This is a genomic window from Gracilimonas sp. (genome assembly GCF_035704785.1).
Taxonomy (GTDB): domain Bacteria; phylum Bacteroidota; class Rhodothermia; order Balneolales; family Balneolaceae; genus Gracilimonas.
This window is the reverse complement of sequence record NZ_DASSWP010000030.1, coordinates 1-12,202: the sequence shown is the minus strand read 5'-3', so window position 1 is coordinate 12,202 and position 12,202 is coordinate 1. Positions and strand designations below refer to the sequence as shown.

The following is a 12,202-nucleotide window of genomic DNA, read 5'->3' as shown; positions in this document are numbered from 1 at the left end:
TGTCCATGAAATTGCTGATCAAAGATTCGGGGATCTGGCAATGGGCGATGTTCAGTTTTGTGCTGGCAGGCCTGACCGGATTCCTTTATCGCCTGGGATTTATTGTGCCGCTTCCTCTGGATCTGAACCTGGAGAATATTCGTTATGCTCACTCGCATTTAATGTTTTTTGGCTGGGCAGCCTTATTTCCCATGTATTTCATAAAATTGGATTCTGTACCCGGTTACCATGCCGCATTTGGAGCGAGGTTCATGAAAAGCTCCCTGTGGTTTTCCCTGATCTTTGGCTTTCTGTCTTTTCCGGCATTTTTGCTGTGGGGCTATCAGCCTGTGGAGATCGGAGGTGCAAATCTTCCATTATCGGCCATTATTTCCGGCATAGTGATGATTGGTTGGTATGGCTTTATAGCCGGATACCTTATCACGCGAAAAAACAAACACAATTTTAATCCAAATGTCTGGTTTGAAGTTGCATTGCTGATGCTATTCATTAGCTCATTGGGTGCATGGGGAGTTGGATTCGTGGAGATCGTCGGAATTGGCGGCCCACTGTTTGGAAAAGCACTTACCCATTTCTTTCTGGCTGTTTTTGTGGAGGGATGGGTATTGTTAGTGCTTATTGGTTTGATCGCAAGATCTTTGAAAATGCAAGCCGATGATTTTGCATTGTCTCCATGTATTTTGGTGGGTTTGATCGCTTTCGGAGCACCACTCACTTTTCCATATGGCATCCCGGAATCGTTTGTCAGTATCAATATGTCGGTGGCAGCCCGAATGGGTGGGATCCTGATCGCTGAAGGTGTTTTACTGTTCGTTTATTCTGCCTGGAAAACACAGCGTGGGAAGTTATCGCTCTGGATCTGGCCACTTGGATTTCTTGCATTGAAAGGCATAATGCAGCTTATTGCATCAGTTTCACCGGCCGATCTATGGCTGTCCGACCATGGCATCCGCATATTTTATCTTCATGTAACTTTATTGGGAGCTTTAACTACCGGATTAATTGCCTTTCTAAGTGAAAAGGAAAGTCTCCCAAAGAAATACTTTTACGGAGTGCTATTAGCGGTCTCTGTTCTGCTTTTTAGTTTGATCTTTATGACGAGCTTATGGCCGGAATCACTCAGCGGAATTTGGATATATACCGCATTGACTGTTACAGCAATTTTACCAATAATTGCTGTCAGTATATTTTGGATGCAATTGAACAGAAGTTGAATGTTTAAAAAGATTAACCGATCTGATTCATGCCTTTAATCACGAGAATTTTTCTTAAAACCGGTATGGTCTGGTTTCTGATCGCACTTTTATTTGGTGTTGCTCAGCAGATCAATGCGCTAACGTTTCCTTCTCTCTCTGTGTTATTCTGGCATAGCCTTATGGTTGGCTGGATCACACAAACAATTATGGGTGTTTCTGTATGGATGTTCCCAGGGAGAGTGAAAGAGGAATCGCTTCAGCATCAAAAGTGGTCGTGGATGGCGTATGGATTTTTGAATGTCGGGTTGGTATTGAGAATCATCTCTGAGCCTTTTGTAAATACTTCAGAGCTGGCAATGTGGAAATACCTGCTGGTTGTATCTGCAGTGACACAATTCATTGGAATTCTTTGTTATGTGATCGAGATCTGGCCGCGTGTGCTTTCCAAAAAACAGCGCCGTCAACAACGAAAAGCTGACCATTGACATGCCACTTATTTCGAGATTTATGATCCGATTGTCGTTGATTTACCTGTTAATCGGGGTAAGCATTGGCGCGTTAATGCTCATTAACAAAGCCTTTCTGATCAGTCCGATCATTTGGTTCATTCTCCCAATCCACATTGAGTTTCTGATCTTTGGATGGATCATCCAGTTCACCCTCGGCGTTGCCTATTGGATATTGCCGCGATTCCTGGAATCAAAAGGCCGAGGTAACACATACGTTGCCTGGCTAATGGTTTTCTTCCTGAATACCGGAATTTTATCGGTCGCTTTTTCGGGATATGGATTAGGGAGTTCTTTTGCCCTTGCCGGCAGGATACTCGAAATACTGGCGGTTTGCCTGTTCATATCGCTGCACTGGAAAAGAGTGGTCACGTATAACAAAGGCTAAAACCTGATGGCCTAGCAAGTTTTACAAAGCTCCATCTGACGGCTGTTTAAGGATCAGGTAATTAAATCCTGCAAAGAGCCGTCTGATGGATGTACCTGATTATACTTCAAACATCTTAGAAGCAAGAGATAAATACTAATCAGCTTGATCCTGTAACTCATCCCTCAGAGAAGTAAACCACGCGGATAATTCCCGGCGCTCTTGATCACTTAGCCGGGCATCAGAATGAATCCACGTGTAGGAGGGAAGGGGCATTTCTTCTGCATCCACCAATTCAATGGCTTCTTCTAATTTGTGGTCAGCGCGATCGGCGGGGTAATCTGCCCATAGCGATAAGTTGAATTCATCCCGCCCTTCATCAATATGATCCTGTAGCCACCATGAAACAGGAACGATATTTGAGTACCACGGATAATTGGTTTGATAGGAGTGGCAGTCGTAACAAGCACTTTGTATGATGGTCGATATTTCTTGTGAAGGCTGGTGAATCGTCAGGAAGTCTTTTGAACCGTCATATTCCGGAACAGAAGTATCGGAACCGAAAAACTGCAACACGATCAAAAGAAGGGCCAACCCAAGCAGTATTTTAGATGAGAGAGATTTCATAATTACTCCTTTTTTTGGAATGTATCATAAAAAGGAATCAATGGTCTGTAAATAATTATAAATGCTGATATTTAGAACAGGACTAAATTAAAGCTTCACAATTTCACGCCCGAAAGGAAGCAACGCAACCGAAGCCAGTTTAAAGTGTTGTTTAGCGAATGGAATTCCAATAATGGTGATGAATAATATCACCCCAAAAATGAGATGAGTGGCAGCGATCCAAATTCCCCCGATGAGTATCCAAAGGATATTCATGGTGAGTGAAAGACAGCCATCGGCTTTTTCATTGAGGATCGTTTTTTTACCAAATGGGAACAGGGAAAGTTTAGCCAGCTTGAAAGTTTGTATTCCAAAAGGAATTCCGATTATGGTGAGACATAGAATCACGCCCGAAATTACATATTCAATGGCTACGAAAAGTCCGCCAAAAATAAACCAAACAATATTTCCAAGAGTGTTCACAAGCAGAGAGCTGATTTTAAATTAAAAAGAGATACAATTCTGATGAATGTATCTCTTTGAAAAGAAAATAGCAGGGTATTTTTGGCAATTTCAGAAAGCACTTATAACCGGTCGATCACATTTTTGAGCATGTTACGAACATCCTGAGCAACCTGACCAAGCCCTTCATTATCGATAGCCTGCATGGAGGCGACCGGATCAACAGCCGAGACTTCTACTTTACCGTCTTCATGTTCCTGAACAATCACATTGCAGGGTAACATCAATCCAATATGACCTTCAGCCTGCAGCGCCTTGTATGCATTAGGTGGATTACATGCTCCTAAAATCCGATATTTGCGAAAATCCACATCCAGCTTTTTCTTCAGCGTTTCCTTGATGTCAATTTCGGTTAGCACACCGAAGCCTTCTTCTTTAAGAATTGCAGTGGTTTTCTCAATGGCTTCATCAAAGCCAAGATCTAATGTTTTACTAAAATGGTATGACATGGGATTTTTGATTTAAGATTGATGATTTTTGATTTGCTACTAAAACTCGAAAGCACAAAAAAGGTATTTTTCATTTTATGATTTCGTGGCATAAATTGTAGAACCTGCGAGCGTCCATCGGACCTCGCAGCGTTCGGGTATTTGCTACAAGGGCATTCCCAACGTTTGGAGGAGCTGCCGCACGCTCCAAGGTTGTTAATTCACCCACCCACGGCAACCAGCACTTCGGGCTCCAGTTTTACTTCAGTTTTTATGGAGCGGGTGATCAGGCAGGCTTCTTCGGCTTTCTCTAAAATTCGAAGTGCCTTATCATTCTGATTCTCATCCATAATAACCAATTTGGGGCGAAGGATAATTTCGGTCATGGCAAACTTGTCGGATTCGTTACTCATAGTTCCGGTAGCCGGTACAGAAAGCTCTTCATATTTTAGTCTTGAGTATTCTGCTATAGTCGTAAATGTGGTCATAAAACAACCGCTTACGATAGCTTGATACCAAATAGCCATAACTGCCAGGAATATCTCTTGGATAATCCTACCCAGTGCATGGTATGCCAATTCGATAATAATGTTGTTTTGTTCGTAGATATCATACTAATACATACGCTTTTATTGTGAAGAGTATGTTAACGGTATTTGGGAGAAAGATATCAGTTGTTATAACAGGTTGTAATAGGAGTTTAGGATGTGTCAAATCTCTCAGAAACAGGCGGTAATTAAGTTTGGTGACCTATAAATAATGGACTGTATCCTATTTGGGTGTGAAGGAACGTTCCCTCTTCATATCCTGTCGCTTCAGAAAAGCAAAGTTTTCCTGAAATTGTCAAAACTGTCGGAAAGCATAGATGGTGTGACAGCTGGAATTTGTTTTTCTTAGGAGGGAGATTGGATTCCAACTCCCGCAACCTTCAGCGACTGAGTAAGAACTAATCCATATATAACATGCATCAGTAACCCGGCAAGAATGAGCTTACCCGGTACCCAGGTTTCAGAATAAAAAATACCAAAGGATTCACCGGCTGCAATCGAAACTACGGGAGAAACAATCAATCCGGCGATCACAGAAATGATCACCCCGTATATTATACCTTGAATCAGCCAGTTCCCGGGAATTCGTTTTTGCAGGTAAACCACCCAGATTATAGCTAGTCCAATGCCGATGATGTTAAAAGCAAGGTTCCCAAAAATAATGTGATATGGTTCTGATTCATAAACATGATTAAAGCTTTCAGTGAGAATGTGTCCTACATCAATAACGGGCATGCCGATGGCACCCTGCAAGAAAGCCACCATAGCCATGACAAACGTTGCGATAAATCCGCATACAACGGTTCGTAAGAAAACGGAAGAGCTCATAATGTCACCATTTTAGTGTGGGTGTTGTTGTTCATTTGCCACTAAAACACGAAAGTTTAAAAGAAGGTATTTCATTTTCGTGTTTTAGAGATTTAAAGGCCAAAAAATAGTTAATTATCGTCACATTTTTTGCAGTCCAATTCCATGCCCAGCTTTGATTTACGTCCTTCTTTAGTAATTACCCACGGCCGTATTTGCCAGGGTGGATCATGCCGAACGTGCTGCGTATGCCCACACTTCAGATCGGCCACCCAGTCTCCAACTTCATCTTTGTGAAATCCGATGATGGGTTGTTTCATGAATTTAGCCTGAGAACTTTTTCCAGATCAAGGGACTGCATAGCACTTATTGCTGCTTCCATAGCACCTTCCGTACAAAGTCCACTCATGGATGCATCCATAAATCCTTCTTGTGCAGCCTTGATGCAGGCTTGTCTAATTTGTTCGGCTATAGCTTCTGCAGGTAAATCTTTATTCATAATGATAGTACTGTGTGTTTTGAAAAATGTAACCAAACCCGCCTGGGAATGATCTAATACCTGAAATTTTCACCTAAATAAAGAACTATGACTAATCAAAACAAATTAAACAGCGTCGTAAATCTTCAGTTATTACTTAAATATACGTTCACCATAGTACCCATTGCTGCCGGGGCAGATAAGTTTTTGAACTTACTGGCAGATTGGAGCGCCTATCTTTCTCCATCAATAGCGGGGATACTGCCTTTTGAGCCTGCTACATTCATGATGATTGTGGGAGTGATAGAGATCATAGCCGGTATTATTGTTTTTACGAATACCCGCCTGGGAGCATACATTGTATCCGCCTGGCTGTTGATGATAGCATTAAGCCTGCTGCTCACATGGCACCATGCAGATGTAGCTGTTCGGGATATCGTGATGGCTATTTCCGCTTATGTATTGGCTAAACTTACCGAGTTAAAATCAGGCACAAATTTAGCAGAACCGGGTGCCTAAGGTCAAAATACTGACTTATTACTTAAGCCCCGGGTTATAATAAGATCCGGGGTTTTTATATGTCTTTAAATCGGTTGTAAATTTTCATTTATATATTAGCGGGGAAATTTCATCACAAAAAATTACATGGAAAAACGGATCAGGGAATTACAGGAGAAATCAGGAGTGCTCGAAACAACACGGGAAGAGCAAGCGCAAATCAATAAGGCCGGCAATAAGTTTTCAGAAAATTTTTATTTATCCCTCTCTTCACAAAAAGCATACAAGAAACACGATCCTGAGACTATAAAAGAAATATTGAACGAAACTCTGAGTGAAGAAGGGGTAGGTATAGATGAAATCCTGAATTTTGTAGAATCAAAGGTGCTGCCGCAGGGACTCAATCCCGCATCAGGGAATCATTTTGGATATATACCCGGAGGCGGTTTATTCTCAAGTGCGGTTGGAGATTATATTGCTGCTGTTACGAATAGATATGCAGGAGTGTTTTTCGCTTCGCCGGGAGCAGTAGCTATGGAAAACAGGCTTATAAAATGGATGTCTGACATGATTGGTTATCCAAAAGGGGCAGGCGGATATTTGGCATCGGGAGGAAGCATGGCCAATTTAACAGCGGTACACGCAGCCAGAGAGGAAGCCGGATTGAAGGCATCAGATATTTCAAACGCAGTAGTTTATATGAGTGACCAAACTCATCATTGTGTGGATCGGGCATTAAAAATTTGTGGGCTTAGTGAGTGCCAAAAAAGGCATATTCCATTGGATGAAAAATTCAGAATGAAGGCAAATGAGCTTGAAAAAACTATCAAGAAAGACAAAGCAAACGGGTTGATTCCGTGGCTTATAGTAGCTTCAGTGGGAACTACCGATATGGGAGCTATTGACCCTCTTGAAGAGATTGGAAACATTGCGCACCGTCAGGGAATATGGTATCATGTGGATGCAGCGTATGGCGGATTCTTTCTGTTAATAAGAGAAGGAAAAGAAAAATTGAAAGGGATTTCCACGGCCGATTCAGTGGTTTTGGATCCTCATAAAGGGCTATTCTTGCCATATGGATCAGGAGCTTTGGTAGTCAAAAATGTAGATCACTTGATCAAAGCTCATCACTTTGAAGCTAACTACATGCAAGATACAACAGCGGAACGGACATTATATTCTCCGGCCGATGTGTCTCCCGAATTAAGTAAGCATTTTAGGGCATTGCGATTATGGTTTCCTCTGAAATTGCATGGGATAAGCGCCTTCAGAAGTGCTCTTCAGGAAAAACTATTACTGACAAGATATGCCTGGAATAAATTGCAGCAGCTTGAGGATATCGAGGTAAGTCCTGAGCCGGAATTAACTACTTTTACCTTTCGGTGGAAGCCCACTTTGAAATCACAAAACTTTGACCAAATTAATAGGAAGCTGCATTACTCGATACTGGAGGAAGGGGAGATATTTTTATCCACAACGCAAATAAAAGGCAAATTCTGGTTCAGGCTCACTGTACTTTCCGTGCGTACTCACTTGGAAGAAATAGATCGGTTTATGACGGCGCTCCATCGGAATATGGAAAAAGTGGAAAGTGAAATATAAGGGATGGTTTACAAGTTCAGTTACGCTTTATTTATATGGCGTGAAATCTGCATAATAACCTGATAAACCAGCATGTCGCATCGTTTGCCCATAAAATCAAAGATTTCGGTTTCGCTTAGTTTTTGGTTCAACGCCTCCTGAATCAAATGCTTGCTTCGGTGCAGCCTTACTTTCACGTTAGATTCCGAAATGTTGAGGCATTCGGCGGTTTCTTTTGTGCTCATATCCTCAATTTCTCTCATTATATATACAGAGCGGTATTTTGGGGGCAGTGTATCAATAACGTCTTCCAATAGTTCCTTATAATCATTTTGAATAGCAGCTTCTTCCGGGGTGGGACCCAGGTTTTGGAAATCTTCTTTCTTCAAGGTTTTCTCATGCAAAAGCTGGAGTTTTGAATAGCGTTTTTCCTTATTTAAATACTTTAATGCCTCGTTAATGGCAATTCGGGTTAGCCAGGTTGAAAATTGTGATTCTCCACGAAATGAATCCAGGTTCTCAAATGCGTTGATATAAGTTTGCTGAAGGATGTCTTTAATGGTTTCTTCATCCGAAATATATGAACGCTGAATCCTGTAGAGCCGCTGGTTATACCGTCTCATTATCACTTCAAATAAATGAATTTCCCCTGAGCTAACCCGCTTAATGATCTCTGAATCTGATACATCAGAGAATTTCTGTGCACTAACAAATGAATACTCTTTAAAAGAAGAACCTGTTTTTATCGATTTAAGCATGATATTAATTCTTAAATAGCTTTATGGATTAGATACCATTTGGGATAGTTGGGTTACATTTTAATTAAAAGAAAGATTTTTTCTGCCACCATCAAAGCTAATATAGAATGAATAAATATCTTGAAAGCAGAATCATAAACGCGGCATTCTAATGGCAGGGAATGCATTGAAAATATTTAAGACATCTTCATCTTAAATTCACAATGTGGGTTTATTTTAATCTCAAAAGTAGCAAATAAATGTTTTGATCTTATTTAAGATAAAATTCTCTTAAAACTAATAATTAACTAAATACAAAAATTATGAAACGCGCAATCTCAAAAATCACCCTCTTGGTCGGAATGATTATCTTTGGAATGAGCTCAATGTTGTTCGCTCAAACCAAAGAGTACAAATTAGACGGAATGACTTTCGGCATGCCCGAAGCTGAAGTTTACACTGAAGATTATGATGGGCCTCCAGTAGTAGGAGATTACCTGACTCAACTGCCAAATCTGGCCCCGCTGGATTATGAAGGCAACAAACATCACGAAGTCCGCATCGATATTATCGTGCAGGAAATTGAAGTGGCTGAAGGGGTACGCTATCAGGCATGGACATTCGGCGGAACCGTTCCCGGTCCGGTGCTTCATGTTCGTGAAGGAGACCGAATTACTTTTACTATGAAAAATCGTTCGGATGAAGAAGTTACTATCACAGATCCAGCGAAAGGCGGTTCTCCATTTATGAATCAGGTAGCTGCAAATCCTTATCAGAAAAACTCATCCGCCATCATGCCGATGCCTCACTCTATGGATTTTCATGCAGGAACCGTTGCTAAAGATGACAAATGGAGAACAATTGGCCCTGGCGAAACCATCAAATTTGATTGGATCGCAAACTATGCCGGTACCTACATCTATCACTGCGGTACTCCAAGTGTGTTGATGCACACTGCCATGGGCCAGCACGGTGTGGTTGTCGTATCACCAAAAGACGGATATCCAACTGATTATGAAGTGGATCGCGAGTATGTGATCGTTCAAAGTGAGTATTACCTTACAAAAGGTTCAGGTGAATTATATACTTACGATTTCGAAGCGGCTTCTAATAACAATCCATCACATGTAGTATTCAACGGACACCAAACTATACTCCACGACCAGCCGCTGAAAGCAAATGCAGGCGAACGTGTGAGATTTCACGTTAGCAATAACGGCCCGAGCGGAACATCAAGTTTCCATGTAATTGGCGGAATCTTTGACAAAGTGTGGTTAGAAGGACACCCATTCAACGAAATGCGCGGAATGCAGACCGTACTTTTGGGTGCATCCGGTTCAGCTACCATGGATATGATCGTGCCTGAAGAAGGTAAATACATCCTGATCGATCATGAATTCGTGGACGCTGAAAAAGGTGCTACCGGTACGCTAAAAGCTGGTCCTCGTAAGAATTAGGTAATTGAAAAAGATCTGGCACAAGCGTCTCGCTTGTGCCAGGTTTACGTCCAAGCGAGACGCTTGAACCAGTATTAGATTTGAAAATCTGAATAAAATTACCATCGGGGCGAATCGCATTCGCCCCGATGGTTTAACAAGGAAATAATATTACAACGATGAGATCCCAAACGAACATATTCACTTTTTCCATTATCACAATCGCTGTGATGATGGTCTTCATGCCTGAGATTGCGTCTTCACAAACGGCAAGAGTGCTTGTTCCGGCGGGATCTTTTCATTCTGTTTTACCGGAAGTTGAAGGCGAACAGGTTGCTGTTGATTCTTTTTACATGGATGAGACAGCCGTTACCAACGAGCAATACGTTGAGTTTTTAAAAAATAATCCCAAATGGAGGCGTTCTGAAATTCCACCCATTTTTACTAATAAAGGATATTTAAGAGAATGGAGATCTGACCTGGATCCGGGATATGAAAATGTTGGTGTGAATCGACCCGTAACAAGAGTTTCATGGTATACGGCCAATGCCTACTGTGCCGAGCGAGGCGGACGACTACCAACCTTGAATGAATGGGAATACTCAGCCCAATTGATGGAATTTGATTCCGAAGCGAAGATGAACAAATTCAGCAGCGGACTTATCAACTGGTACTCCGGAATAGATGTAAAGAACCTGGCTGAAGTCGGATCAACAGGAATTGAAAATACCGAAGGCATTAAAGATCAGTTTGGATTGGTCATGGAATGGGTGGAGGATTTCAGACCCATCATTGCTGATGAACTTTCGCTGGATTGTGGTACGGTGGGAAGAATGAATACTCTCGGAAGCGTGTACAGTTATGCTGCTTCCATAAGATATATTACCAGGATGAGCTTCAATCCAAAAATAACAACCGGGATGGTCGGATTTCGCTGTGCTTATAATGAACCGATATCATCCTCCCAAACAAGTATCAATGGAGAAACACTATGAAATCAGTAATTGCATATACGTTGGCTTTTTTGGGGATTTTATCTCTTGAAGCAGTTGCACAACATGGTAACCACGGAATTGAAAAGGAAGCCCTAAAAGCAGAAGCGATCCACGCAGATCATTCACTGTATCACCTGGATTCTGAGTTCGTTGATCACAGAAACAATTTGGTTCAGCTCAGTGATTTTCAGGGTGAACCGGTGATCGTGGTGCTGTTTTACGGAAATTGCACTCAGGTTTGTCCGATCTTAATTCAGGATACCTGGAAATTATTCAGCTCTCTGGATGAATCAGCCCAGGCCAAAACAAATGTACTAGCTGTTTCTTTTGATACCGAAAACGATACGCCCGAAGTGTTGAAGGAATATGCCGAATATGAACAGCTTGATCTCCCCGAGTGGCATTTCATCACCGGCAAACACACAGATATAAAAATGCTGGCCACTATGATGGGCGTAAAATACCAACAAACGAGTGACGGACATTTTGCCCACTCCAACCTGGTTACGGTTCTGGATACCGAAGGTAAAATTGCCAAAAGGGTGGAGGGCTTAAATCAATCCATGGATGAAGCAGTAGATATTATTGAAGCCATGCTAAAGAATATGTAGTACCGTAGGGGCAATTCATGAATTGCCCCTACGGTAAAATTTAAATGATGAGATCATGAAACTCTTCAATGTCGTATTTCTGATTTTTGTATTCGGAATTTCATTTTCAACCTATGCGCTACCGACGGACACCCTCACCGTAAAAGTGTTGGGAACAGCAGAAGATGCCCGCTTTGAGCCGGTTGTATTGCAGGTTCAGCCGGGAGATGTGATCCGGTTTGAAGTGGTGGAGGGGTTACATACGGTTACAGCTTATCATCCTGATAATCGTCGTCCACAACGAATTCCTGAAACAGCCCAATCTTTTGATTCAGGAATGCTCACCTCCGGACAAACCTGGTTCTTAACATTAGATGAGGCCGGTATGTACGATTATTTCTGTCTTCCCCATGAACGAATGGGGCATGCCGGACGAATTTTGGTGGGAGAAGTGAAAGAGATCCCCGATTACCCCGTCGGAAGTATCCCCGGCTCAATAATAGAAATGCTAAATCGCGAAACTGAGAAATTACTACCGTAGGGGTAATTCATGAATTGCCCCTACGGTGAATAATAAATCATCCCAAACATCTAGCGCAGGCGTCTCGTTTGTGCGGTGTTTTGATAAGCACAATCAGTCAAAGTAAAGTATCATTAAAAATCTAGCGAGACGCTTGAACAAGTCTGAGATAATTCAGTAAGGGCGCATTGCGATGCGCCCTTACTGAATTATGAGGCTATTAAAAACTACTTGTCTAACAAATCTTCCAAAAATTCCTTCAACAAAACCGTGCTGTTATATTCCTCATCTCTGGAGGCATACACCATCGTCACCGTTTCGTGATTCTTGATGATCTCCAGCATTTCGTTCACAGCATCCGAGCCGAATAACCCTCTTCGATAACGC

At 41.9% G+C, this 12,202-nt stretch carries 17 protein-coding genes; 9 read left to right on the top strand and 8 right to left on the bottom strand.

Features of this window, described 5'->3' with window-relative positions:
* The first annotated feature begins 5 nt into the window (after positions 1-5).
* From VFM80_RS01600 to VFM80_RS01590, 3 genes are all read left to right on the top strand, one after another.
* Positions 6-1,214, top strand: coding sequence for a hypothetical protein (locus VFM80_RS01600; protein ID WP_395068881.1), 1,209 nt, complete (start codon positions 6-8; stop codon positions 1,212-1,214).
* Positions 1,215-1,243: 29 nt separating this feature from the next.
* Positions 1,244-1,681, top strand: a complete 438-nt coding sequence (locus tag VFM80_RS01595; protein WP_395068879.1) for a hypothetical protein — start codon at positions 1,244-1,246, stop codon at positions 1,679-1,681.
* Positions 1,682-1,757: 76 nt separating this feature from the next.
* The gene (locus VFM80_RS01590) at positions 1,758-2,090 is read left to right on the top strand and encodes a hypothetical protein (protein WP_395068877.1); all 333 of its coding nucleotides are present in this window, start codon (positions 1,758-1,760) and stop codon (positions 2,088-2,090) included.
* A 135-nt stretch (positions 2,091-2,225) separates the two neighbouring features.
* Here the strand turns inward: VFM80_RS01590 and VFM80_RS01585 are convergent, their stop codons facing one another.
* The 7 genes from VFM80_RS01585 to VFM80_RS01555 all read right to left on the bottom strand — a co-directional run bounded on the left by VFM80_RS01585 (position 2,226) and on the right by VFM80_RS01555 (position 5,479).
* A complete protein-coding gene (locus tag VFM80_RS01585; RefSeq protein WP_395068875.1) occupies positions 2,226-2,696 on the bottom strand; it encodes a heme-binding domain-containing protein in 471 nt (156 codons plus the stop codon).
* 87 nt (positions 2,697-2,783) lie between these two features.
* Positions 2,784-3,158: a YccF domain-containing protein gene (locus tag VFM80_RS01580; protein ID WP_395068873.1), complete on the bottom strand. Its 375-nt coding sequence runs from the start codon at positions 3,156-3,158 to the stop codon at positions 2,784-2,786.
* Positions 3,159-3,259: 101 nt separating this feature from the next.
* Positions 3,260-3,646, bottom strand: a complete 387-nt coding sequence (locus VFM80_RS01575) for a DUF302 domain-containing protein (RefSeq protein ID WP_395068871.1) — start codon at positions 3,644-3,646, stop codon at positions 3,260-3,262.
* Positions 3,647-3,846: 200 nt separating this feature from the next.
* Positions 3,847-4,152, bottom strand: coding sequence for an OsmC family protein (locus VFM80_RS01570; protein WP_395068869.1), 306 nt, complete (start codon positions 4,150-4,152; stop codon positions 3,847-3,849).
* A 366-nt stretch (positions 4,153-4,518) separates the two neighbouring features.
* Complete coding sequence (locus VFM80_RS01565) at positions 4,519-5,001, bottom strand: hypothetical protein (protein WP_395068867.1); 483 nt, start codon at positions 4,999-5,001, stop codon at positions 4,519-4,521.
* Between the two features lie 110 nt (positions 5,002-5,111).
* Positions 5,112-5,300: a DUF3565 domain-containing protein gene (locus VFM80_RS01560; protein ID WP_395068865.1), complete on the bottom strand. Its 189-nt coding sequence runs from the start codon at positions 5,298-5,300 to the stop codon at positions 5,112-5,114.
* Positions 5,297-5,479, bottom strand: coding sequence for an acetyltransferase (locus VFM80_RS01555; RefSeq protein WP_395068864.1), 183 nt, complete (start codon positions 5,477-5,479; stop codon positions 5,297-5,299). The genes VFM80_RS01560 and VFM80_RS01555 overlap by 4 nt, the downstream gene beginning before the upstream one ends.
* An 87-nt stretch (positions 5,480-5,566) precedes the next feature.
* Here VFM80_RS01555 and VFM80_RS01550 point away from each other — a divergent pair, with 87 nt between their 5' ends.
* Positions 5,567-5,977 (top strand): hypothetical protein, encoded by a 411-nt coding sequence (locus VFM80_RS01550; RefSeq protein ID WP_395068862.1) that lies wholly within the window; start codon positions 5,567-5,569, stop codon positions 5,975-5,977.
* A gap of 126 nt (positions 5,978-6,103) precedes the next feature.
* On the top strand, positions 6,104-7,558 hold the full coding sequence (locus tag VFM80_RS01545) for a pyridoxal phosphate-dependent decarboxylase family protein (RefSeq protein WP_395068860.1): 1,455 nt from the start codon (positions 6,104-6,106) through the stop codon (positions 7,556-7,558).
* 20 nt (positions 7,559-7,578) lie between these two features.
* Here the strand turns inward: VFM80_RS01545 and VFM80_RS01540 are convergent, their stop codons facing one another.
* Positions 7,579-8,295, bottom strand: a complete 717-nt coding sequence (locus VFM80_RS01540; RefSeq protein WP_395068859.1) for an RNA polymerase sigma factor — start codon at positions 8,293-8,295, stop codon at positions 7,579-7,581.
* A gap of 302 nt (positions 8,296-8,597) precedes the next feature.
* On the opposite strand from VFM80_RS01540, the gene VFM80_RS01535 reads away from it, so the two are divergent.
* From VFM80_RS01535 to VFM80_RS01520, 4 genes are all read left to right on the top strand, one after another.
* Positions 8,598-9,731 carry a multicopper oxidase domain-containing protein gene (locus VFM80_RS01535; RefSeq protein ID WP_395068857.1) on the top strand — a complete coding sequence of 378 codons (1,134 nt, stop codon included), beginning with the start codon at positions 8,598-8,600 and terminating at the stop codon, positions 9,729-9,731.
* Between the two features lie 158 nt (positions 9,732-9,889).
* The gene (locus VFM80_RS01530) at positions 9,890-10,705 is read left to right on the top strand and encodes a formylglycine-generating enzyme family protein (protein ID WP_395068855.1); all 816 of its coding nucleotides are present in this window, start codon (positions 9,890-9,892) and stop codon (positions 10,703-10,705) included.
* The gene (locus VFM80_RS01525; RefSeq protein WP_395068854.1) at positions 10,702-11,316 is read left to right on the top strand and encodes an SCO family protein; all 615 of its coding nucleotides are present in this window, start codon (positions 10,702-10,704) and stop codon (positions 11,314-11,316) included. Before VFM80_RS01530 ends, VFM80_RS01525 begins: the two co-directional genes overlap by 4 nt.
* A gap of 55 nt (positions 11,317-11,371) precedes the next feature.
* Positions 11,372-11,836 (top strand): cupredoxin domain-containing protein, encoded by a 465-nt coding sequence (locus VFM80_RS01520; protein ID WP_395068852.1) that lies wholly within the window; start codon positions 11,372-11,374, stop codon positions 11,834-11,836.
* The last annotated feature ends 366 nt before the right edge of the window (positions 11,837-12,202 follow it).

What these genes read in the sequence shown, in the direction of transcription:
- VFM80_RS01545 (WP_395068860.1), top strand. Translation starts at nt 6,104, where the DNA reads ATGGAAAAACGGATCAGGGAATTACAGGAGAAATCAGGAGTGCTCGAA.
- VFM80_RS01535 (WP_395068857.1), top strand. Translation starts at nt 8,598, where the DNA reads ATGAAACGCGCAATCTCAAAAATCACCCTCTTGGTCGGAATGATTATC.
- VFM80_RS01595 (WP_395068879.1), top strand. Translation starts at nt 1,244, where the DNA reads ATGCCTTTAATCACGAGAATTTTTCTTAAAACCGGTATGGTCTGGTTT.
- VFM80_RS01570 (WP_395068869.1), bottom strand. Translation starts at nt 4,152, where the DNA reads ATGGCTATTTGGTATCAAGCTATCGTAAGCGGTTGTTTTATGACCACA.
- VFM80_RS01550 (WP_395068862.1), top strand. Translation starts at nt 5,567, where the DNA reads ATGACTAATCAAAACAAATTAAACAGCGTCGTAAATCTTCAGTTATTA.
- VFM80_RS01525 (WP_395068854.1), top strand. Translation starts at nt 10,702, where the DNA reads ATGAAATCAGTAATTGCATATACGTTGGCTTTTTTGGGGATTTTATCT.
- VFM80_RS01600 (WP_395068881.1), top strand. Translation starts at nt 6, where the DNA reads ATGAAATTGCTGATCAAAGATTCGGGGATCTGGCAATGGGCGATGTTC.
- VFM80_RS01520 (WP_395068852.1), top strand. Translation starts at nt 11,372, where the DNA reads ATGAAACTCTTCAATGTCGTATTTCTGATTTTTGTATTCGGAATTTCA.
- VFM80_RS01575 (WP_395068871.1), bottom strand. Translation starts at nt 3,646, where the DNA reads ATGTCATACCATTTTAGTAAAACATTAGATCTTGGCTTTGATGAAGCC.
- VFM80_RS01530 (WP_395068855.1), top strand. Translation starts at nt 9,890, where the DNA reads ATGAGATCCCAAACGAACATATTCACTTTTTCCATTATCACAATCGCT.
- VFM80_RS01585 (WP_395068875.1), bottom strand. Translation starts at nt 2,696, where the DNA reads ATGAAATCTCTCTCATCTAAAATACTGCTTGGGTTGGCCCTTCTTTTG.
- VFM80_RS01555 (WP_395068864.1), bottom strand. Translation starts at nt 5,479, where the DNA reads ATGAATAAAGATTTACCTGCAGAAGCTATAGCCGAACAAATTAGACAA.
- VFM80_RS01565 (WP_395068867.1), bottom strand. Translation starts at nt 5,001, where the DNA reads ATGAGCTCTTCCGTTTTCTTACGAACCGTTGTATGCGGATTTATCGCA.
- VFM80_RS01590 (WP_395068877.1), top strand. Translation starts at nt 1,758, where the DNA reads ATGCTCATTAACAAAGCCTTTCTGATCAGTCCGATCATTTGGTTCATT.
- VFM80_RS01540 (WP_395068859.1), bottom strand. Translation starts at nt 8,295, where the DNA reads ATGCTTAAATCGATAAAAACAGGTTCTTCTTTTAAAGAGTATTCATTT.
- VFM80_RS01560 (WP_395068865.1), bottom strand. Translation starts at nt 5,300, where the DNA reads ATGAAACAACCCATCATCGGATTTCACAAAGATGAAGTTGGAGACTGG.